17 protein-coding genes are annotated in these 20,479 nt (G+C 73.7%); 3 read left to right on the top strand and 14 right to left on the bottom strand.

From position 1 onward, the window contains the following. Positions 1-33: 33 nt before the first annotated feature. Genes BMW78_RS19755 through BMW78_RS19735 form a run of 5 tightly spaced genes read right to left on the bottom strand, consistent with a single transcriptional unit; the run spans position 34 to position 7,164 of the window. Positions 34-1,251 carry a CaiB/BaiF CoA transferase family protein gene (locus BMW78_RS19755; protein WP_091763209.1) on the bottom strand — a complete coding sequence of 406 codons (1,218 nt, stop codon included), beginning with the start codon at positions 1,249-1,251 and terminating at the stop codon, positions 34-36. Next, entirely contained in the window at positions 1,248-2,834 is a 1,587-nt protein-coding gene (locus BMW78_RS19750; RefSeq protein WP_091763207.1) for an aldehyde dehydrogenase family protein, read from the bottom strand. The genes BMW78_RS19755 and BMW78_RS19750 overlap by 4 nt, the downstream gene beginning before the upstream one ends. After that, a complete protein-coding gene (gabT, locus tag BMW78_RS19745) occupies positions 2,819-4,195 on the bottom strand; it encodes a 4-aminobutyrate--2-oxoglutarate transaminase (protein WP_091763205.1) in 1,377 nt (458 codons plus the stop codon). Before gabT ends, BMW78_RS19750 begins: the two co-directional genes overlap by 16 nt. Positions 4,196-4,198: 3 nt before the next feature. After that, positions 4,199-5,668 carry a gamma-aminobutyraldehyde dehydrogenase gene (locus BMW78_RS19740; protein ID WP_425439071.1) on the bottom strand — a complete coding sequence of 490 codons (1,470 nt, stop codon included), beginning with the start codon at positions 5,666-5,668 and terminating at the stop codon, positions 4,199-4,201. Positions 5,669-5,679: 11 nt separating this feature from the next. After that, positions 5,680-7,164 carry an APC family permease gene (locus BMW78_RS19735; protein ID WP_091763203.1) on the bottom strand — a complete coding sequence of 495 codons (1,485 nt, stop codon included), beginning with the start codon at positions 7,162-7,164 and terminating at the stop codon, positions 5,680-5,682. Positions 7,165-7,368: 204 nt separating this feature from the next. Here BMW78_RS19735 and BMW78_RS19730 point away from each other — a divergent pair, with 204 nt between their 5' ends. Beyond that, a complete protein-coding gene (locus BMW78_RS19730; protein ID WP_091763201.1) occupies positions 7,369-8,904 on the top strand; it encodes a PucR family transcriptional regulator in 1,536 nt (511 codons plus the stop codon). 21 nt (positions 8,905-8,925) lie between these two features. Here BMW78_RS19730 and aroQ read toward each other — a convergent pair whose 3' ends face one another. From aroQ to BMW78_RS19690, 8 genes are all read right to left on the bottom strand, one after another. Beyond that, the gene (aroQ, locus tag BMW78_RS19725) at positions 8,926-9,375 is read right to left on the bottom strand and encodes a type II 3-dehydroquinate dehydratase (RefSeq protein WP_091763200.1); all 450 of its coding nucleotides are present in this window, start codon (positions 9,373-9,375) and stop codon (positions 8,926-8,928) included. 188 nt (positions 9,376-9,563) lie between these two features. Continuing rightward, positions 9,564-10,283, bottom strand: coding sequence for an SRPBCC family protein (locus BMW78_RS19720; RefSeq protein WP_091763198.1), 720 nt, complete (start codon positions 10,281-10,283; stop codon positions 9,564-9,566). Positions 10,284-10,287: 4 nt separating this feature from the next. Next, on the bottom strand, positions 10,288-11,142 hold the full coding sequence (locus BMW78_RS19715) for an FAD binding domain-containing protein (protein WP_091763196.1): 855 nt from the start codon (positions 11,140-11,142) through the stop codon (positions 10,288-10,290). Beyond that, positions 11,139-13,643 (bottom strand): xanthine dehydrogenase family protein molybdopterin-binding subunit, encoded by a 2,505-nt coding sequence (locus BMW78_RS19710; RefSeq protein WP_091763194.1) that lies wholly within the window; start codon positions 13,641-13,643, stop codon positions 11,139-11,141. Before BMW78_RS19710 ends, BMW78_RS19715 begins: the two co-directional genes overlap by 4 nt. Beyond that, positions 13,640-14,116, bottom strand: coding sequence for a (2Fe-2S)-binding protein (locus BMW78_RS19705; RefSeq protein ID WP_091763257.1), 477 nt, complete (start codon positions 14,114-14,116; stop codon positions 13,640-13,642). The genes BMW78_RS19710 and BMW78_RS19705 overlap by 4 nt, the downstream gene beginning before the upstream one ends. Positions 14,117-14,165: 49 nt before the next feature. Beyond that, a complete protein-coding gene (locus tag BMW78_RS19700; RefSeq protein ID WP_091763192.1) occupies positions 14,166-15,350 on the bottom strand; it encodes an XdhC family protein in 1,185 nt (394 codons plus the stop codon). Beyond that, positions 15,343-16,452: a vWA domain-containing protein gene (locus BMW78_RS19695; protein WP_091763190.1), complete on the bottom strand. Its 1,110-nt coding sequence runs from the start codon at positions 16,450-16,452 to the stop codon at positions 15,343-15,345. The genes BMW78_RS19700 and BMW78_RS19695 overlap by 8 nt, the downstream gene beginning before the upstream one ends. A 3-nt stretch (positions 16,453-16,455) precedes the next feature. Further along, on the bottom strand, positions 16,456-17,349 hold the full coding sequence (locus BMW78_RS19690; RefSeq protein WP_091763256.1) for an AAA family ATPase: 894 nt from the start codon (positions 17,347-17,349) through the stop codon (positions 16,456-16,458). A gap of 228 nt (positions 17,350-17,577) precedes the next feature. On the opposite strand from BMW78_RS19690, the gene BMW78_RS19685 reads away from it, so the two are divergent. Together BMW78_RS19685 and pcaD are read left to right on the top strand one after the other, a co-directional pair. Further along, positions 17,578-18,801: an acetyl-CoA C-acetyltransferase gene (locus BMW78_RS19685; protein WP_091763188.1), complete on the top strand. Its 1,224-nt coding sequence runs from the start codon at positions 17,578-17,580 to the stop codon at positions 18,799-18,801. Further along, a complete protein-coding gene (gene pcaD, locus BMW78_RS19680; protein ID WP_091763186.1) occupies positions 18,798-19,577 on the top strand; it encodes a 3-oxoadipate enol-lactonase in 780 nt (259 codons plus the stop codon). Before BMW78_RS19685 ends, pcaD begins: the two co-directional genes overlap by 4 nt. On the opposite strand, the gene BMW78_RS19675 is transcribed toward pcaD, so the two are convergent. Further along, positions 19,540-20,478, bottom strand: a complete 939-nt coding sequence (locus BMW78_RS19675) for a LysR family transcriptional regulator (RefSeq protein ID WP_091763184.1) — start codon at positions 20,476-20,478, stop codon at positions 19,540-19,542. The two genes, pcaD and BMW78_RS19675, sit on opposite strands and share 38 nt — an antisense overlap. Between the last annotated feature and the right edge of the window lies 1 nt (position 20,479).

Below are 20,479 nucleotides of genomic sequence, written 5' to 3'. Positions count from 1 at the left end.
GGTCGACCGGCGGGAGCTTCTGCTGCTGGGTGGTCACGGTGCGTCTCCTTCGGTGTGCCGGGTGCTCGGCTCGGTCCCTTCGGTCGTCCGGCCCGCCGCCTCGGGGCGGCTGCCGGCCGGCCGGGTGAGCCAAGCCCGGATCTCGTCATTGTGCTGCCCCAGGGCCGGCGGGGCACCCATCGGTCGGGTGGTGCTGCGGGAGTAGGTGGCGGGGTGGCGGACCTGCCGGGGGTGGCCCGGCCCGACGTCCACGGTGGGACCGAGGTCGAGCGACTCGGCGAGGGCGATCGCCGACCCGATGTCGCCCACCACGCCGACCGGCACCCCGGTGTCGCCGATGCGCTTGACCCAGGAGTCGGCGTCGTCCTCGCCCAGGGCGTCCTCGAGCGCCTCCACGAGGGCGTCGCGGTGTGCCACGCGGTCGGGGTTGCGGGCGAACCTGGGGTCGTCGGCGAGGTGCGGCACGCCGACAGCCTCCGCGAGGCGGCGGAACTGTCCGTCGTTGCCGCACGCCAGGGCGACCGAGCGGTCGCGGCAGCGCAGCGTCTCGTAGGGAGCGATCGACGGGTGGCGGTTCCCCATCCGCGTCGGGCTGGAGCCGGTCGCGAGGTAGGCGCCGGCCTGGTTGGCCAGGGCTCCGAGCAGGCTCGAGAGCAGGTTGACCTCGACGTGCTGGCCCTGCCCGGTGCGCGCTCGCTCCGCCAGCGCGGCCAGCACCCCGACGACCGCGTCCTTGCCGGTGAGCACATCGACCAGGGCCACGCCGACCTTCGTGGGCTCGCCGTGCGGGTCGCCGGTGATGCTCATGAGGCCGCCGACCGCCTGGACGAGGAAGTCGTAGCCCGGCACCTCCGCCCCGGCACCGCTGCCGAAGCCGGTGACCGAGCAGTAGACGATGCCCGGGTTGTCGCGGCTGACCTCCGCGTAGCCGAGGCCGAGGCGGTCGAGGGCGCCGCTGCGGTGGTTCTCCACCAGCACGTCGGCGCGTCCGGCCAGCTCGCGGGCCAGGGCCAGGTCGGCGGGGTCCTTGAGGTCGAGCTCGACGCTCCGCTTGGACCGGTTGACGGACTCGAAGTAGGACGAGGACGTCGCCGTCCAGGGCGGTCCCCAGTGACGGGTGTCGTCGCCGAGTCCCGGCCGCTCGACCTTGACCACCTCGGCACCGAGGTCGGCCAGCGTCGCGGTGGCGTACGGCCCGGCGAGCACGCGGCTGAAGTCGGCGACGAGCAGGCCGTCGAGCGGCGCCGTCACGAGGGCACCTCGAGCCTGCCGTCGACCCGTCGGGGCAGGTGCCAGGGGTTGTCCGCCCGGAGCGCCGCGGGCAGGGCGGCATCCGGCACCGACTGGAAGGCCACCGGGCGGGTGAAGCGGTCGAGCGCCGCGGCCCCCACCGAGGTGGCCCACGGCGCCGTGGTGGCGGGCCACGGGCCGCCGTGCTGCTGGGCCCAGGTCCAGGCCACGCCCGTCGGCCAGTCGTCGACGGCGACCCGGCCGACGAGGGGCGCCAGCAGCGACACCGCCGCAGCGGTGTCGGGGTCGTCGGGCCCAGCGGTCATGACGCTCGCGGCGAGGGCTCCCTGCAGCTGCCCCACGACGTGGCGCAGCTCGTCCGCGTCGGCGTACTCCGCGACCAGGGCCACCGGCCCGAAGCACTCCTCCAGCAGGCGGCTTCCCCTCACCAGCGCGGCGGCCGGCACCGAGAGGACCGTCGCGGGCGCGGCCCACCCGCCGTCGGCCATCGGCACCTGCGCCACCACTCGCGCGCCTGCTGCCACCAGCTCCTCCACGCCTGCCGACGCCGCCCGGGCGATGCCGTCCGTCAGCAGCCAGCCGCGCGGAGCCGCAGCCTCCAGAGCGAGCCCCACGGCGGCAGCCGCGTTCGAGCCGGCCGGGGCCAGCAGCAGCCCGGGCTTGGTGCAGAACTGGCCCGTGCCCAGGGTGAAGGAGCCGACGAAGCCGTCGGCCACCTGCGCCAGCCGGGCCGCACCGCCGGCGGTGAGCACCACCGGGTTCACCGTGCCCATCTCGGCGAAGACGGGGACGGGCACGTCGCGCTGGTTGGCCAGCTGCCAGAGGGCCAGGCCGCCCTGCTGGGAACCGGTGAAGGCGACGGCGGCGGTGTGCAGCGAGGCCACCAGCGTCGCGCCGGCGGAGAACCCCGCCACCAGGCCGAAGGCGCCGGCCGGGGCACCCGCCTCGCCCAGGGCCCCCGTCGCCAGCCTGCCGAGCTCGGCCGACAGCAACGGGTGGGCCGGGTGGGCCTTGGCGACCACGGGACACCCCGCGGCGAGCGCGGAGGCCGTGTCGTTGCCCAGGACACCGAAGGCGAACGGGAAGTTGCTGGCCCCGAAGACGGCGACCGGCCCCAGCGGCTGCTGCACCCGGCCGAGCCAGCGGGTGGTCGCCGTCGCGTGGTCGACGGTGGCCCGCAGCCAGGACCCCTCCTGCGCCACGTCGGCGTAGAAGCGCAGCTGCGCCGCCACCCGGGCCAGCTCGCCGGTCAGCCGGACCTCGCCGAGGGCGGTCTCGCGGTCGGCCAGCGCCACGAGCCGGTTCGCCGTGTCGGGTGCCTCGAGCGCGTCCGCCAGCGCCCGCAACCACCCGGCGCGCTCGGCAGGGCTGGTCACGGCCAGGGTCGGTGCGGCATCCGCTGCTCGTGACAGCACCGTCTCCACCTCGGCTGACGACGTGCAGGGCACCTCGCCCAGCGCCTCGCCGGTGCGCGGGTCGTGGCTGGTGTCGGAGCCGGTCGGTGTGGTATCCGGCGCGGCATCCGAACCGTCGACCGGTGCGTGGTCGGGGCCCTCCGCCCGCGTGGTCAGCTGGTGGACCATGCGAGCTCCCTCACTCCGTGCTCGAGCACGTCGAGGGCGTCGTCGAGCAGCTCTGCCTCGATGACCAGGGGCGGCAGGAGCCGGATGACGTTGCCGAAGGTGCCGCAGACCAGGACGAGGACTCCCTCGGCGTGGCAGTGCGCCGCCACGGCCCGGGCCGCCGCCGGGTCGGGCTCGGTGGTGCCGGGCCGCACGAGCTCGAGGGCCAGCATGGCGCCGCGCCCGCGGGCCTCACCGACCGCGGGCGAGTCCTCGGCCAGCCGTTGCAGCCGGGGCAGCGCCCGGGCCCCGATCGCGCGGGCCCGGTCGACCAAGCCCTCCTCCTCGATGACGGCGATCGCTGCCAGGGCCGCTGCGCAGGCCACGGGGTTGCCCGCGTAGGTGCCACCGAGGCCACCCGGGTCGACGGCGCCCATGAGCTCGGCCCGACCGGTGACCGCCGACAGCGGCAGCCCCGCGCCCAGCGCCTTCGCCGACGTGACGAGGTCGGGCACGAGGCCCTCGTGCTCGGACGCGAACATGGCACCCGTGCGGCCGAACCCGGTCTGGATCTCGTCGGCCACGAAGACGATCCCGTGCTCACGGGCGAACCGCGCCACGCCGGGGAGGAACCCCGGCGCCGGGACGATGAAGCCCCCCTCCCCCTGCACCGGCTCGGCCACGATCGCAGCGACGTTCTCGGCGCCGATCTGCGTCATCACCAGCTCCTCGAGCCGCGCCAGGGCCTCCTCGGCGCAGCGCTCGGGGCCGCCGGGCCACCGGTACGGGTAGGCCGATGGGGCCCGGTGGACCTCGGGGGCGAACGGGCCGAAACCCGCCTTGTAGGGCAGGTGCTTGGCCGTCATCGACATCGTCATGAGCGTGCGGCCGTGGTACGCGTGGTCGAGGACGACCACCGCCGGACGGCCCGTGGCGGCCCGGGCGATCTTCACCGCGTTCTCCACGGCCTCGGCGCCGGTCGTGTAGAGGGCCGTGCGCTTCTCGTGGTCGCCGGGGGTCAGCCGGTTGAGCGCCCGGGCGACGTCGACGAAGCCCTCGTACTCGGTGACCATGAAGCAGGTGTGCGTGAACCGGGCCGCCTGCTCGGCCACCGCCGCGGCCACCCTCGGGTGCGAGGCCCCGACGCTGGTGACCGCGATGCCGGAGGCGAGGTCGATGAGCTGGTTGCCGTCGACGTCGACCAGGATCGCGCCCTCGGCCCGCTCGACGAAGACGGGCAGGGTGGTGCCGAAGCCGCGGGCGACCTCGTGCCCGCGTGCGGCGTGCAGCTCGGTGGACCGAGGTCCCGGCACGGGCGTCTGGAGCAGCCGGCGCTGGGCGACCTCGCCGGAGCCGGGCAGGGAGGTGAGGGTGTCGGTCATCGCTCAGGCCTCGATGTTCGCCATGACGTGCTTGATGCGGGTGTAGTCCTCCAGGCCGTACAGCGAGAGGTCCTTGCCGTAGCCGGAGTGCTTGAACCCACCGTGCGGCATCTCGGCCACCAGCGGGATGTGGGTGTTGATCCACACGCAGCCGAAGTCCAGCGCCCGGGACAGGCGCATGGCCCGGCCGAAGTCCGACGTCCACACCGAGGAGGCCAGCGCGTACTGCACACCGTTGGCCTTGGCGAGGGCGTCCTGCTCGTCGTCGAACGACTGCACGGTGATCACCGGCCCGAAGACCTCGTCCTGCACCAGGCGGTCGTCCTGGCGCAGGCCCGTCACGACCGTCGGCTCGACGTAGAACCCGCGGTCGCCCTGCCGGCCACCACCGGCCGCGACGTCGGCGTGGGACGGCACGTCGGCGAGGAAGCCGAGCACTCGCTCGAGCTGGTGCGCGTTGTTGACCGGTGGCACGAGGGCGTCCTCGTCGTGGCGGCCGTTCCGGTAGGACGTGGTCGTGGCCCTCGCCTGCTCGGCGAGCAGGGCCACGAACTCGTCGTGGACCTTCTGGTGCACCAGGACCCGGGTCGCGGCGGTGCAGTCCTGGCCCGCGTTGAAGTACCCGGCGACGGCGATGCCCTCGGCGGCGGCCCGGAGGTCGGCGTCGTCGAACACCAGCACCGGCGCCTTGCCGCCGAGCTCGAGGTGGACCCGCTTGAGGTCGCGGCTCGCGCTCTCGGCCACCTGCATGCCCGCCCGCACCGAGCCGGTGATCGAGACCATGGCGGGGACGCGGTGCCCGACGACCAGGCTGCCGGTCGTGCGGTCACCCGTGACGACGTTGAGCACACCCGGCGGGAGGTGCTCGGCCGCGATCTCGGCCAGCATCAGGGTCGACACCGGCGTGGTGTCGCTGGGCTTGAGCACCACGGTGTTGCCGGCGGCGATGGCCGGGGCCAGCTTCCAGACGGCCATCATCATCGGGTAGTTCCACGGCGCCACCTGCCCCACGACACCCACCGGCTCGCGGCGGATCCACGAGGTGTGGCCCTTCAGGTACTCACCGGCCGACCTGCCCTCGAGGACCCGGGCGGCCCCCGCGAAGAAGCGCAGCTGGTCGACCATCGGCGGGATCTCCTCGGAGAGCGTCAGCGGGACGAGCTTGCCGGTGTTCCGGCTCTCCGCCTCGACCAGCTCCTCGGCACGGGCCTCCACCGCGTCCGCGATGCGCAGCAGGGCCTGCTGGCGCTCCGACGGCGTGGTCTCGCGCCAGCCCTCGAAGGCGCGCTCCGCCGCGGCATACGCGCGGTCGACGTCGTCCTCACCGGACAGCGGCGCGCGGGCGTAGACCTCCCCGGTCGAGGGGTCGGTGACGTCGGTCCACCGGTCCTCCGTGGGGGCGACGGCCTCGCCGCCGATGACGTTGTGCAGGGTCGTCACGGGTGCGGTCCCGGACGTGGGGGTGTTCGACACGGTTGGTCTCCTCAGACGTGGTCGGGCTGGCGGACAGCGTCGCCGTGGGGGGTGTCCTTGCGCAGGTAGGGCTTGGCGATCGACATGTAGGCCAGCCCGACACCGATGACCAGGAGCGCCGAGAGGACGACGATCCAGTTGTCGTACCAGGGCACGTCGGGCGTGCGCGGCCAGGCCATGTTGACCGCGGCGAGCACCTGGTAGGTGAAGGCGGCGGCGGTGACCGGCATCCCCCAGGCGCCGAGCGTGAACTTCCCCGAGGGCACCCAGCCCTTGAGCCGGGCCCGCAGCGCGGCCAGGACGACCATCATGAAGCCGAGGTAGATGCCGAGGGCGGCGAAGGACACGATCTTGGTGAGCGCGTCGGCCGAGACCTTCGACCCGATGATGATGACGGCCGGGACCGCCGCGGCGAGCAGCAGTGCGTAGGGAGGCACGGCCCGGCGGGCCGAGAACCGCGACAGCAGGTGGCTCGCCGGCATCATGTGGTCGCGGGCGTAGGCGTAGATGAGCCGGCTGGCCGCGGCCTGCAGGCTCAGCGCGCACGAGAAGAACGAGATCAGCACGACCGCCAGGACGAGCCGGAAGCCGACCGTGCCGAACGCGTCCTGGAGCACGGTGGTCACGGGGTCGGCGTCCTTGCCGGAGATGACCGCCGCGAAGTCAGGCACCGCCAGCACCAGCGCGAGGGTGATGAAGAACGAGGCGAAGCACCCGATGTAGATCGTCATCCGCATGGACTTGGGGATCTGCACGCGGGGGTTCTTGACCTCCTCGGCCACGTCGCCACAGGCCTCGAAGCCGTAGTACAGGTAGACGCCGATGAGTGCTGCCGCGAGGAAGGCCGGCAGGTAGGAGCCGCTCGACGCCACCGCGTGGGTGTCGAACAGGACCCCGAGACCGTGGTGCCGCTCGGTGAGCAGCAGCCAGCCGCCCACCACGAGCGCGCCGGCCAGCTCGGCGGCGAAGCCGAAGAAGGCGACCTTGGCGAGCAGCTCGGTGCCCCCGAAGTTGAGCACCGTCACCAGGGCGATGAGGGCGAGCGCGCACAGGATCGTGACGTTGGTCGACGGCTCGATGCCGAGCACCATCGCGACGAACGGGCCGGCGCCGTAGGAGACGCTCGCGATGGTGACGACGAGGGCGATCATGTACACCCATCCCGCCATCCACGCCCAGCGCCGGCCCCACAGCCGCCGGGCCCACGGGTAGATGCCACCGGAGACGGGGAACTGCGAGACCACCTCGCCGAAGACGAGGGCCACCAGCAGCTGGCCGACGGCGGCGAGCACCACGGCCCAGATCATCGGCGGACCGCCCGTCGCGAGCGCGAAGGCGAACAGCGAGTACACCCCGACCACCGGCGACAGGTAGGTGAAGCCGAGCGAGAAGTTGCCCCACAGGCTCATGTCGCGCTTGTAGTCAGAGGTGTAGCCGAGCGAGGCGAGGTGCGCGTCCTCGTCGTCGTGATGCACGGCGGTGTGCTCCACGGTCATGGGCCGGTCCTTTCGGTGACGCGGTCGCCGAGGCGGCGAGCCGACGCCGGCAACGCTAGGAACCGGGCTGTCGGCGGCATATGGACACTTCGTCGAACGGATCGGTCCTAGGCTGGACTTCTCGTCCATGGCCACGGTGAATCAGCGCGTCCACGGTCAGCGCGTCCACGGTCACGATCTCCCAGGCCAACGGAAGGGACCCGTATGCCGGTCCAGCTCGGCTGGCTCCTCGAGCAGGAGGACCTCGCCCTCCGGCTCGTCTGCGGCTCGGCCGAGGGGGTGGAGGTGGAGTGGGCGCACGCCATCGAGCTGCAGGACCCCAGCCCGTGGCTCGCCGGCGGCGAGCTGGTGCTCACCACCGGTCTCCGCCTGCCGCGCACGCAGACCGAGCAGGCGGCCTACGTCGAGCGGCTGCGGGCCGTCGGCATCGCGGCCCTGGCCTTCGGGGTGGGTGTGCGCTTCACCGCCATCCCCGCCGGGTTGCGCCAGCGGTGCGAGGAGGTCGGCCTGCCGCTGCTCGAGGTGCCGCTGCCGACGCCCTTCATCGCCGTGTCGCAGGCGGTCGCCCACCGCCTCGCCGAGGAGCAGCAGCACGCGCTGCAACGGGTGGTGGCGTTCCAGCAGGCCCTGACCCGCCGCGCGTTGCGGGAGGGAGCGAGCGGGCTGGTCGGGGTGCTCGGGCGCGAGCTGGACCGGCCCGTCGTGCTGCTCGACGAGCACGGACTGGTGCTCGCGGCCTCGCACCGCGCGCATCCCCTCGCCCGCGCGCTGGCGGCCTCGCTGCGGTCCATCCCGGCACGGCGGGCCGCCCCCGGCATGCAGCGCGTGGAGACCCCGTCAGGCGCGGTGGACCTCCACGTCCTGGCCGGTCGCGCCGCCCCGCGTGGGTGGCTAGCCGTCGCCGCGGACCCACCCCCGTCCTCCGACGAGCGCCTCATGGTGCACCACGCCGTCGCGGTGGCCACGCTGCAGCTCGACCAGCCGCGCGAGCTCGAGGAGGCTCGCGAGTCCGTCGGGGCGACGGTGCTCGGGCTCCTGCTCGACGATGCTCCGGCGGACGGCCGGCTGGTCGGCCACCTGCGACACCTCGGGTTCACCGCCCGGGAGGAGGTGCGCGTCGTGGTGGTGCCGACCCGACGGGAGGCCGAGGTGAGCGCTCTCCTCCAGTCACGGCTCGCGGCCTCGGCCGCCCCCCACGCCCTCGTGCGCAGCGGCACCGGCGTCGTCGCGCTGGTGCGGGCCGGCGACGCCGACGAGGTCGTCGACGCAGTGCGCGAGGTACTCGCCGAGGTCGGGGAGCACGCGTCGGCCGTCGGCGTCAGCGGGCCGGTGACGCCGGCCCTGGCGGCCGACGCGCTGGTGCAGGCCCGGCAGGCCAGCCAGTCGGCGCGACACGAGCGCGTCCCCGTCGGCTGGTACGACCGGATGGCGCTCGGGGCGGTGCTCGCCGACGCGACGGTGCGCGGCCGGGTCCGCGCCCTCACCCGCGCCTCGCTCGCCCCGCTCACCGGCGACGGCCGGGTCGGCGACGGTGACCTGCTCCGCTCGCTGCAGGTCTTCCTCGAGCACAACGGCTCGTGGGAGACGGCCGCGCGCGCCCTGGGGGTGCACCGGCACACCCTGCGCAACCGGATGTCCCGGGTGGAGGAGCTCACGGGCCTCAGCCTCGACGTCGCGCAGCACCGCGTCGTGCTCTACCTCGCCCTCGTCACCCGCGAGGACGAGGCGTCCGTGCCGTGACCAGGCCAGCCGCCCGGTCGCTCAGTCGGGAGCCGACTGCAGCTGCGCCACTCGGGCGATGGCCAGCTCGTAGCCCTGCGTGCCGCAGCCGACGATGACCCCGTCGGCCACCGCCGAGAGGTAGGAGTGGTGCCGGAACGCCTCACGGGCGTGGATGTTGGAGATGTGCACCTCGATGACCGGCACGGCGACCGCCGCGAGCGCGTCGCGCAGCGCGACCGAGGTGTGGGTCAGGGCCCCCGCATTGATGACGATGCCGGCCGCGCTGGTGCGCACCTCCTGCACCGCGTCGACGAGCACGCCCTCGTGGTTGCTCTGGCGGAAGTCGACCTCGAGCCCCGCGGCCGCGGCCACGGTCCGGCAGCGGGCCTCCACGTCGGCCAGCGTCTCGTGGCCGTAGACCTCCGGCTCCCGCTCACCGAGCAGGTTGAGGTTGGGGCCGTTCAGGACGACGACGGTCTGCTGCGCCACTGCTGCACCTTTCGACAGTGAACGCCCCCTGCGCCGGGGACGGTGACCACACAGTAGGACACCCCGCGCAGCCGGCGGACCAGCGCAGCCGGCGGACCACAAACCAAAGACCCCACGGATATGCCGTGTGTATGCCGTGTGCTCACCACCGCGCCGTGCGGTAGCGGCGTGTCGTCCACCGGCTGTCGTCACCCGGTCCGGCGCCGCCGGCCGAGGAGCCACATGACGACGGCTGACACCAGCACGCCGGCCGCGAACGGTGGCCCCCAGGTGCGCAGCAGGACGGGCAGGACGGTGCGCCCGAGGTCGATCGCCTTCTCCTCCGCGGCGGCCGGAACCCGGGTGGGCGCAGCCGGGGCCACTGCCGGTGCTGGCGCCGCTGCCGGTGCTGGCGCCGGAGCGGGCACCGGAGCTGCGGCCTCTCCCTCGGGAGCCGTCGTCACCTCGGCGGCCGCCGCCGACTCGGGGGCCAGCTTGCCCTCGATGCAGTCGATGAACTGCTGCAGCAGCTTGTCGGACACGTCCTGCATGACGCCGCGGCCGAACTGCGCCGGCTTCCCGGTGACGGTCAGGTCGGTCGTGACGTCGGCCCGGGTGGTCCCGTCACCGTCGGGCACGAGCTGGATCGTCACGGTGGCGCCGGCCGTGCCGTTGCCCCGCTTGTCCTTGCCCCTGGCCGAGATGACCGCCCGCCGGGCCGCCTCGTCGCGTTCGACGAAGGAGCCCGACCCGGCGTACTGCAGGGCGATCGGCCCGAGCTTGACCTTGACCGTGCCGGAGAACCCGTCGGCGGTGACGTCGGTGACCGTGGCGCCCGGGAAGCAGCCACCCACGGTCTCGAGGTCCATGAAGGTCCGCCAGGCGTCCTCGGCCCCGGCCGGCACGGTGAAGCTGTGCTTCAGCTCCATCGCGTCAGGCCCCCGCCGCCGCCAGGACCGCCCGGCGGGTGAGCACCGTGGCGAGGTGGCGGCGGTAGTCGGCGCTGCCGTTGAGGTCCGACGGCGGGTCGGTGCCCTCCGCAGCGGCGGCACAGGCCTCGCGGACGGCCTCCTCGGTGGCCGGCCGCCCGACGAGCGCCTGCTCGACGGCGGTGGCGCGCAGCGGTGTCGACCCCATGTTGGTCAGCCCGACCCGCGCCTCGGCGATGGAGCCGCCGTCGACGCGCACCGTGGCCCCGACCGCGACGATCGACCACTGGTGGGCCACCCGGACGAACTTCTCGTAGTGCGCACCCCACCCGGTGTGCTTGGGCACCCGGATGCGGGTCAGCAGCTCGCCCTCGCCGACGGCCGTCTCGAACAGGTCGCGGAAGAACTCGTCGGCCGGCACGGTGCGCTCGCCTCCGGGCCCGGTGATGACGAACTCGGCACCGAGCGCGAGGGCAGGGGCGCCCACGTCGCCTGCGGGGTCGGCGTGCACCAGGGCACCGCCCACGGTGCCGCGGTGCCGGATCTGGGGGTCGGCGACCGTCTTGACAGCCTCGACCAGCAGGGCGGCGTGGTCGCGGACGGCGCTGCTGGCGAGCACGTCGGCGTAGGTCGTCATGGCGCCGATGACGAGGTGGCTTCCCTCGTCGGTGATGCCGCGCAGCTCCTCGATGCGGCCGAGGTCGACGACCTTCTCCGGCGCGTTGAGCCGCATGCGCAGGATGGGCAGCAGGCTCTGGCCGCCGGCGATGACCTTGGCGTCCTCACCGGCCTCGGCCAGCACACCGAGCGCCTCCTGCAGGGTGGTCGGCGCGGCGTAGTCGAACTGGACGGGGATCACTGGTCCGCTCCCTTCTGCCCGGCCTCCGCAGCCCCCGGTTCGGGGCCGTCCTGGTTCGGCGCGTCCTCGTCGAAGTGGGGCTGCGCCCCACCCGAGACCTCTCCGCCGGCAGAGGCGCCCGCAGACTGGATGGCCGTCCACACGCGCTCGGGCGTGCACGGCATACGCACGTCGTCGATGCCGAGTGGACGGAGCGCGTCGACGATCGCGTTGACCACGGCGGGGGTCGAGGCGATGCACCCCGCCTCGCCCACGCCCTTGGTGCCCAACGTGTTGGTGGTCGAGGGCGACGTGGTGTTGTCGGTGAGGAAGCTGATCGTGTCGGCCGCCGTGGGCAGGGTGTAGTCGACGAACGAGCCCGTCACCAGGGTGCCCTGCTCGTCGAACACCGCTTCCTCCCACAGAGCCTGGGCGATCCCCTGGACCAGCCCGCCGTGGACCTGGCCCTGCACGATGAGGGGGTTGACCACCTGGCCGATGTCGTCGACGGCGACGTACCTGCGCATCCGTGTCCCACCGGTCTCCGTGTCGACCTCCATGGCGCACAAGTGGGTGCCGTGGGGGAAGGAGAAGGTCACCGGGTCGAAGGTGGCGTCCGCGTCGATGCCGGACTCCATCCCCTCGGCGAGGTTGTGCGAGGTGAACTGCGCGGCGGCGACCTCGGTGATGCCGATGCCCTGGTCCGTTCCCTTCACGGTGAACCGGCCACCGGAGAAGTCGAGGTCTTCGGCATTGGCCTCGAGCAGGTGGGCGGCGACGAGCTTGGCCTTCTCAACGACCTTGTCGGCCGCCCGCACAACCGCCTCGCCGCCCACCACGAGCGAGCGGGAGCCGTAGGTGTCGAGGCCGCGCGGGGCGATCTGGGTGTCGCCGTGCAGGACCTCGATGTCCTCGAAGGGGACGCCGAGACGGTCCGCCGCGATCTGGCTCCACGCCGTCTCGTGGCCCTGGCCGTGCGGCGACGTCCCGGTGATGACCTCCACCTTGCCGGTCGGCAGCATCCGGATCGACGCATGCTCCCAGCCACCGGCGCCGTAGTTGAGCGAGCCGAGCACGCGCGACGGCGCCAGGCCGCACATCTCGGTGAAGGTCGAGACGCCGATGCCGAGCTGGACGGGGTCCTTGCGGTCGCGGCGCTCCTGCTGCTCGCGGCGCAGGCCGTCGTAGTCGAACAGCTCCTTGGCCCGGGCCGTCGCGGCCTCGTAGTTGCCGGAGTCGTAGGTCATGCCCGCCACGGAGGCGAAGGGGAACTCCTCATGCGTGATCCAGTTGCGCTCGCGGATCTCCAGCGGGTCGGCCCCGAGCTCGGCGGCCAGCTCGTCCATGATCCGCTCGATGGCGAAGGTCGCCTCCGGCCGGCCGGCGCCGCGGTAGGCGTCGACCCACGTGGTGTTGGTCAGGACCGTGCGCAGGTTGAACTGGTAGGCCTTGAACTTGTAGATCCCGTTGAACATCCATGCACCCAGCACGGGCGTGCCACCACCGACCAGCCCCACGTAGGCCCCGAGGTTGGCGATGAGGTCGACCTTGAGCGCGGTCACCGTCCCGTCCTTGGAGGCCGCGAGCGTGAGCCGCTGGTACTGGTCACGGCCGTGGTGGCCGGACACCAGCGACTCGGAGCGCGTCTCGGTGTACTTCACCGGCTTGCCGACCCGCCGGGCCGCCGCAAGCGTGGCGAACTCCTCGGCGGTCGTCTGGAGCTTGCCGCCGAAGCCGCCGCCCACGTCGGGGGCGATCACCCGGATCTTGGACTCCGACATCCCGGTGGTCGCCGCGATGAGGAACCGCAGGAGGTGGGGCACCTGCGTCGAGGTCCACACCGTCACCTGCTCTCCGGTGGGGTCGACGACCGTCGAACGGGGCTCCATGAAGGAGGGGATGAGTCGCTGCTGGCGGTACTCACGTTCGATGACGATGCCGTCGGTGCGGGCCTTGGCGATCTCCTCCTCGACGTTGCCACCGGTGCCGGACTCGGCGGAGTCGAGGCGCCAGACCGCGGAGGTGTTGGTGCCGAGGGACGGGTGCGCGAGCACTGCGTCCTCCGCCGCCTCTCTGCCGTCGAGGATGGCCGGGAGCTCCTCGTAGTCGACGTCGACGAGCTCGGCGGCGTCACGCGCCTCCGCGGCCGTTCGCGCCACCACGACCGCCACGATCTCCCCGGCGCAGGCCACGCGCTCGATCGCGATCGGCAGGTGGTCGGGAGTCTTCTGGTCGGTGGTGATGGGCCAGGCGGTCGCGACGGCGCCCTGGGTGTCCTTGACGTCCGCACCCGTCACCACCGTGATGACCCCCGGTGCCTGCTCGGCCACCTCGGTCTCGATGCTGCGGATGTTCGCGTGGGCGAAGGGGCTGCGCACCATCGCTGCGTGCAGCATGCCGGGGAGCACGATGTTGTCGGTCCACCGGGTGCGCCCGGTGATGAGCCGCTGGTCCTCCTTGCGGAGCCGAGACCTGCCGACCTCGGGCCCGGCTGCCGTGCTGCGCTCGTCGGTGACGGTCATGCCCGCTCCCCTTCCCCGGTGCCGGCCACCTGCTGCACGGCCTTCACGATGTTGTGGTAGCCGGTGCACCGGCAGAGGTTGCCCTCGAGCCCCTCGCGGATCTCCTGCTCGGAGGGTTTCGGGTTCTCGTTCAGGACGTCGATGGCCTGCATGATCATCCCTGGCGTGCAGTAGCCGCACTGGAGCGCGTGGCACTCGTGGAAGGCCTGCTGCATCGGGTGCAGCCGGCCGTCGGTGGCCAGCCCCTCGATCGTCGTCACCTCGTGCCCGTCGGCCTGCAAGGCGAGGACGTTGCACGACTTCACGCTGCGGCCGTCGAGGTGCACGGTGCACGCCCCGCAGTTGCTGGTGTCACAGCCGACGACGGTGCCGGTCTTGCCCAGCTGTTCTCGCAGGTAGTGCACGAGGAGCGTTCGCGGCTCCACCTCGTCGGTGTAGGTGACGCCGTCGACACGGACGTTGATGCGGGTCATCATCACTCCTTTGTGACTGTGACTGTGCTGGACGAGGTGGTGCAGGGAACTACGTGATGAGCTCCGTGGTGGCAGAGGCGGTCGGTTCGGACAGCGGTGGGTGCTCGTGGTGGTGGATCGGGCCCTCGAGGGCAGCGAGCCGGTCGCCCCGACCGCCCCACTGCAGGGCAATGACCTCGGCGGCGATGCTGATCGCCGTCTCCTCGGGGGTCCGGGCGCCGAGGTCGAGGCCGATGGGGCTCGAGAGCCGGACCAGCTCCTCCTCGGTCAGGCCGGCCGCGCGCAGCCGCTCGAGCCGGTCGTGGTGGGTGCGCCGCGACCCCATCGCCCCGATGTAGGCGACGGCGGGCAGCCGCAGGGCCACCTCGAGCAGCGGCACGTCGAACTTGGGGTCGTGGGTCAGCACGCAGATCACGGTGCGCTCGTCGACCCGGCCGGCCTCGACCTCGTCGGCGAGGTAGCGGTGCGGCCAGGTGACGACGACCTCGTCCGCGGACGGGAAGCGGCTCTTCGTGGCGAAGACCGGCCGGGCGTCGCAGACCGTGACGCGGTAGCCGAGGAAGGAGCCGACGTGGGCGACCGCGGCGGCGAAGTCGATGGCACCGAAGACCAGCATCCGCGGCTTGGGCGCGTAGGAGGCGATGAACACGCGCATGCCCTCACCGCGGCGCTCCCCGTCGGGCCCGTAGGTGAGGGTCTCGGTGCGCCCGGAGGCCAGCAGTCCGCGGGCGTCGTCGGCCACGGCGTCGTCGGCGCGGCTGCTGCCCAGGGAGCCCTGCCGCTCGACCGCGGAGCCCTCGGGCCGCACGACGAGCCGCCGCCCGACGTGCTCCGGGTCGGGGTGGTCGACGACCGTGGCGACGGCGACCGGCCGCCCGGCCTCGACGTCCTCGGCGACCTCGCCGAGCTCGGGGAAGGTCTCGCGGCTCACCTCCTCGACGAAGACGTCGAGGATGCCCCCGCAGGTGAGCCCCACGGCATACGCCTCGTCGTCGCTGACGCCGTAGCGCCGCAGCGCGGGTCGCTCCCCCTGCAGCACCCCCTGGGCCGACTCGTAGACCGCGCCCTCGACACAGCCGCCGGACACCGAGCCCACGGCCTCGCCGGCGGGTCCCACCAGCATCGCGGCGCCGGCCGGGCGGGGTGCCGAGCGCCACGTCGCCACGACGGTGCCGACGCCTACGCGCTCCCCTGCCCGCCACCACCGCAGCAGGTCGGTCATCACGTCACGCAAGGGCCACCACCTCCACGAGGTGCTCGAACGTCGCCATCGAGTGGCCGGCGACGAAGTCGTCGATGTGGGGCAACGCGGCCACGATGCCCTGCTGCACCGGCTGGTAGCCGGTCTTGCCGCGGTGCGGGTTCACCCACACCACCCGGTGCGCGAGCCCGTGCAGCCGGCGCATCTGCTCGCCGAGGGCCTCCGGCTGGTCGCGCTCCCAGCCGTCGCTGAACACCACGACCACCGCCCCGCGGGCCATGCCGCGCCGTCCCCACCGGTCGAGGAAGGCCCGTATGCCGTCGGCGAGCCGGGTGCCGCCCGACCAGTCCGGGACGGCCGACCCGGCCGCGACGAGGGCGCGCTCGGCGTCGCGCTGGCTGAGGCTGCGGGTGACGTGGGTCAGCCGGGTGCCGATCGTGAAGACCTCCACGGGCAGGCCGGCGCACGCGTAGGTGTGGGCGAGCCGCAGCAGCGCGTCGGCGTAGGGGCTCATCGACCCGGACACGTCGACGAGCAGCACCACCCGGCGGGCCCGCTGCCCGCGGCGTCGCCACTGCACCGTGCCCGGCTCGCCCATGCGGCGCAGCTCGGCGCGCAGGGTGCGCCGGGCGTCGACGGTGCCGCGCCGCCACGGCTCGTGCCGGTGCGCCCGCCGGCGGGGCGCCCGCGGCCGCAGCCTGGCGAACAGGGCCGCCAGCTCGGCGCGCTCACGGGGGCTCATCTCCGCGACGTCGCGGTGCCGGAGCACCTCGGTGGCGCTGGCCACCGCGCGCACCACGTCGTCGTCCTCGTCGCCACCCGCCCCGGAGGGCTGCGCGCCCTCCGAGAGGTCGGCGACGGTCACGGTGCGGTGCGCGCGCGGCGGCGAGGCCCCGTCCCAGGGACGCCCGCCGAACCACGCGGCATACACCTGGTCGTAGCGCTCGAGGTCGGCCGGGCTCCCGCACAGGGTGGCTCGGCCGGCCCAGTAGGTGGCCGCCCGGTCGTCCATCCCGACCTCGGCGACCGCCTCGAGCAGCGTGCGCTCGCGGTCGGCCGTCACCGGCACCCCGGCGGCGCGCAGGGCGCGGGCGAAGCCGAGCAGGAGCTCGTCGGCCGCGTGGGGGCCTGCCATGCCCTACCGCCCCAGGATCCGGTCGAGAGCGGCGCGCACCCGCTCGGCGTCCTCGTGGTACTTCACGGCCACGCCCACCGTCGCGGCGGCCCGCTCGAGGTCGAGGTCGCTGCTGCCCAGCTCGTGCAGCGCCCGCGCCCAGTCGAGGGTCTCGGCCACGCCCGGGGGCTTGAGGAGGTCCTCCTCGGCGCGTAGCCGCTGCACCAGCCCGACGACCTGCTCGGCGAGCTTGGCGCTCACCTCGGGTGCGCGGCTGCGCACGATGGCGAGCTCGCGCGCGAGGCCGGGGTGGTCGATCCAGTGGTAGAGGCAGCGCCGCTTGAGGGCGTCGTGGAGCTCGCGCGTGCGGTTGGACGTCAGCACCACGATGGGGGGTGTCGCCGCGGCGATCGTGCCGAGCTCGGGGACCGTGACCTGCCACGTCGAGAGCACCTCGAGCAGGAACGCCTCGAACTCGTCGTCGGCGCGGTCGACCTCGTCGACGAGGAGCACCGCCGGCGACTCCCGGAGGGCGCGCAGCACCGGGCGGGCGACGAGGAAGCGGTCGGCGAACAGCTCGTCCTCGACGGCGGCGACGTCGGTGTGGCCCTCGGGCGCCACGGCCTGCAGCGCCCGCAGGTGGAGGATCTGGCGGGGAAAGTCCCAGTCGTAGAGCGCCTGGGTGGCGTCGATGCCCTCGTAGCACTGGAGCCGGATGAGCGGCAGCTCGAGGGTCTGGGCGACCGCCTCGGCGAGCGCGGTCTTGCCGGTGCCCGGCTCGCCCTCGAGGAGCAGCGGCCGGCCGAGCCGCAGGGACAGCCAGGTGACGGTGGCGAGGGATTCGTCAACGAGGTACCCCGTGGCCCCCAGCCGCTCCGCCAGCTCGGTCGCTGAGGAGAACGCTTCCCGGGGGTCCATGGCCACAGCATTACCTACCAGCGCGCGCCGGAGAAGGGCTCCCCACAAGTCCGCTGGGCCCAACGCATGGAGCGGACGTCGGGGGCACCCCAGACGCCGGAGGTCTCAATCAGGGCGAAACAGGTATTGGCCCCGAATCAGTGCGGGACCCGAGGGTGGGTCCTCGTGCGCCGGGGCACGGCCCGGTCCCGGCGCGTACGGCACGTCCGCCCGTAGGAGACTGACCCCATGAGCACCGGCACCGACATCGTCGTCTGCGAACCACTGCGCACCCCGGTGGGGGCCTTCAACGGCGCCCTCAAGGGGTTCAGCGCCGCCGACCTCGGCACCATCGCCCTGAAGGCGCTGCTCGAGCGCACCGGCCTCGGTGAGGGCGACATCGACGACGTCGTCCTGGGCAACTGCAACCCCAACGGCGAGGCGCCGGCCATCGGCCGCGTCGTGGCGCTCAACGCCGGCCTCGGCACGGGGGTGCCGGGACTGCAGGTCGACCGCCGCTGCGGCTCCGGGCTGCAGGCGGTGCTGTATGCCGCGATGCAGTTGGGCAGCGGGGCGTCCCGCCTCGTGGTGGCCGGCGGCACGGAGTCGATGAGCCAGGTGGAGCACTACGCCCTGCTGCGCCAGGGCGTGCGCGGCGACGGCGTCGAGCTCGCCGACCGCCTCGCCCGCGCCCGGGTCACCGCCGGCGGCGAGCTGCACCCCGTGCCGGGCGGCATGATCGAGACCGCGGAGAACCTGCGCAGGGAGTACGCCATCAGTCGGCAGGAGCAGGACGAGTACGCCCTGCGGTCCCAGCAGAGGACCGCGTCCGCCGTGGAGCAGGGCCGGTTCGCCGAGGAGCTCGTGCCCGTTACGGTGCCGGGTCGTCGCGGCAAGGACCCGGTCGTCGTCGACCGCGACGAGCACCCCCGGCCCGACACCACGCTCGAGGGCCTCGCTGCGCTGAGGCCGGTGATGGGCCGCACCGACCCCGAGGCGACGGTGACCGCCGGCAACTCCAGCGGCCAGAACGACGCCGCTGCGCTGTGCGTCGTCACCACCCGTGAGGAGGCCGAGCGCCGGGGGCTGCGCCCGCTGCTGGCCCTGCGCTCCTGGGCCGTGGCCGGCGTGGGCCCGGAGGTCATGGGCATCGGCCCGGTGCCGGCCACCGCCGCCGCGCTCGAGCGCGCCGGCCTGACGCTCGCCGACATCGACCTCATCGAGCTCAACGAGGCGTTCGCCGCCCAGGTGCTCGCCGTGCTGCGCGAGTGGAAGCTCGGCGACGTCGACTGGGACCGCCTCAACGTCAACGGCTCCGGCATCTCGCTCGGACACCCCGTGGGGGCGACCGGGGCGCGCATCCTCGCCACGATGGCCCACGAGATGCGCCGCCGCGGCAGCCGCTACGGCCTGGAGACCATGTGCATCGGCGGCGGCCAGGGCCTCGCCGCGGTGTTCGAGGCGGTCGCGTGAGCGTGAAGGTGCACCACGTCGTCGACGCCTCCCCCGACCTGCCGGCGGACGCACCGGTCGTGGTGCTGTCAGGCTCCCTGGGCGCGACGCACGCGATGTGGGACCCCCAGGTGCCCGCCCTGGCCCAGCACCTCCGCGTCGTGCGCTACGACACCCGTGGGCACGGCGCCTCCCCCGTGCCCGCCGGGCCCTACTCGATCGACGACCTCGCCGACGACCTGCTCGGCCTCCTCGACCACCTGGGCGTGGAGCGCGCGCACCTCGTGGGCCTCTCCCTCGGCGGCATGACGGCCCTGCGCCTGGCCGCGCGTGACCCGGAGAGGGTCGACCGCCTCGTGGTGCTGTGCACGTCGGCGCTGCTCGGACCGGCGCAGGGCTGGCACGACCGGGCCGCCACGGTGCGCGCCCGCGGGACCGGCGCGGTGGCCGAGCCGGTGGTCGAGCGGTGGTTCACCGCGGCATACCGGCGTTCCCACCCGGAGGTCTTCGAGGCGGCCCGGGCGATGGTGGCGGACCAGCCTCCCGAGGGCTACGCGTCGTGCTGCGAGGCCATCGCCGCGATGGACCTGACCGCCGACCTTCCCGACATCACCGCGCCCACGCTGGCCGTCGCCGGCGCCGACGACCCGGCGACGCCGCCGGAGCACCTCGAGCGGATCGCGGCGTCGGTCAAGGACGGCCGGCTCCTGGTGGTGCCGCACGCCGCCCACCTCGCCAGCCAGGAGCAGGCCGAGGTCGTCAACCGGGCGGTGCTGGAGCACCTGACGGCTCGCTGACACCGTCGGCCGCGCCCTCGGTGAGCAGGCGCTCGGCGATCTCGAGGATCCGTGCGATGTGCGGGGAGTCCTCGCGGGCACGGCGCGCCACCGCGAGCTCGATGCCGGCCGGCTCCCCCTCGAGGGGCCGGTAGACGGCACCGGTGACGCGCAGGTGCTGCACCGACTCCGGCACCAGTGCCACGCCCAGCCCGGCCGCCACGAGCGACACCAGCGTCGACGTCTCGGCGACCTCCTGGCGCACGTCGGGCTCGAATCCGGCTGCGAGGCAGGCGTCGAACACCGCGTCGAACGTCACCGAGCGGTGCTGGGAGAGGAAGCTGACGAACGGCTCGGCCCGCAGGTCGGGCAGGGGCACCGCGTCGAGTCCGGCGAGGGGGTGGGCCTCGGGCAGCACGACCACCAGCGGCTCCCGGCGCAGGACCTTCAGGCGCAGGTCCGGGTCGCGCACCGGTGGGCGCAGGAAGGCGAGGTCGAGGGTGCCGTCGTGCAGTCCGGCGACCTGGTCGGGGGTGAGCATCTCGCCGTGCAGGTCGAGCTCGACCAGCGGGAGCTCCTGGCGGAGCACCCGGGTCAGCCGGGGCAGCAGTTCGTAGGTCGTGGACCCCACGAAGCCCAGTGACACCCGGCCGACCTCGCCGGCCGCCACGCGGGCTGCCTCGCGCCCCGCCTCCTCGACCCCGGCCACGATGGCGCGAGCCCGCTCGAGGTAGCGCTCCCCGGCCTGGGTCAGCTCCACGCGGCGGGTCGAGCGGACGAGCAGCTGCACGCCCAGCTCGGCCTCGAGCTGCTTGATCTGCTGCGACAACGGGGGCTGGGCGATGTGCAGCCGCTCGGCGGCACGTCCGAAGTGGCACTCCTCGGCGACGGCGATGAAGTACCGGATGTGCCGCAGCTCCATC

The organism is Pedococcus cremeus (assembly GCF_900111375.1).
Lineage (GTDB): Bacteria > Actinomycetota > Actinomycetes > Actinomycetales > Dermatophilaceae > Pedococcus_A > Pedococcus_A cremeus.
This window is presented reverse-complemented; position numbering and strand designations above follow the sequence as displayed.

Coding starts and splice junctions, on each gene's coding strand:
- BMW78_RS19750 (WP_091763207.1), bottom strand. CDS start 2,834: ATGGTCCACCAGCTGACCACGCGGGCGGAGGGCCCCGACCACGCACCG.
- gabT (WP_091763205.1), bottom strand. CDS start 4,195: ATGACCGACACCCTCACCTCCCTGCCCGGCTCCGGCGAGGTCGCCCAG.
- BMW78_RS19735 (WP_091763203.1), bottom strand. CDS start 7,164: ATGACCGTGGAGCACACCGCCGTGCATCACGACGACGAGGACGCGCAC.
- BMW78_RS19730 (WP_091763201.1), top strand. CDS start 7,369: ATGCCGGTCCAGCTCGGCTGGCTCCTCGAGCAGGAGGACCTCGCCCTC.
- BMW78_RS19720 (WP_091763198.1), bottom strand. CDS start 10,283: ATGGAGCTGAAGCACAGCTTCACCGTGCCGGCCGGGGCCGAGGACGCC.
- BMW78_RS19710 (WP_091763194.1), bottom strand. CDS start 13,643: ATGACCGTCACCGACGAGCGCAGCACGGCAGCCGGGCCCGAGGTCGGC.
- BMW78_RS19705 (WP_091763257.1), bottom strand. CDS start 14,116: ATGACCCGCATCAACGTCCGTGTCGACGGCGTCACCTACACCGACGAG.
- BMW78_RS19695 (WP_091763190.1), bottom strand. CDS start 16,452: ATGGCAGGCCCCCACGCGGCCGACGAGCTCCTGCTCGGCTTCGCCCGC.
- BMW78_RS19690 (WP_091763256.1), bottom strand. CDS start 17,349: ATGGACCCCCGGGAAGCGTTCTCCTCAGCGACCGAGCTGGCGGAGCGG.
- BMW78_RS19685 (WP_091763188.1), top strand. CDS start 17,578: ATGAGCACCGGCACCGACATCGTCGTCTGCGAACCACTGCGCACCCCG.
- BMW78_RS19675 (WP_091763184.1), bottom strand. CDS start 20,478: ATGGAGCTGCGGCACATCCGGTACTTCATCGCCGTCGCCGAGGAGTGC.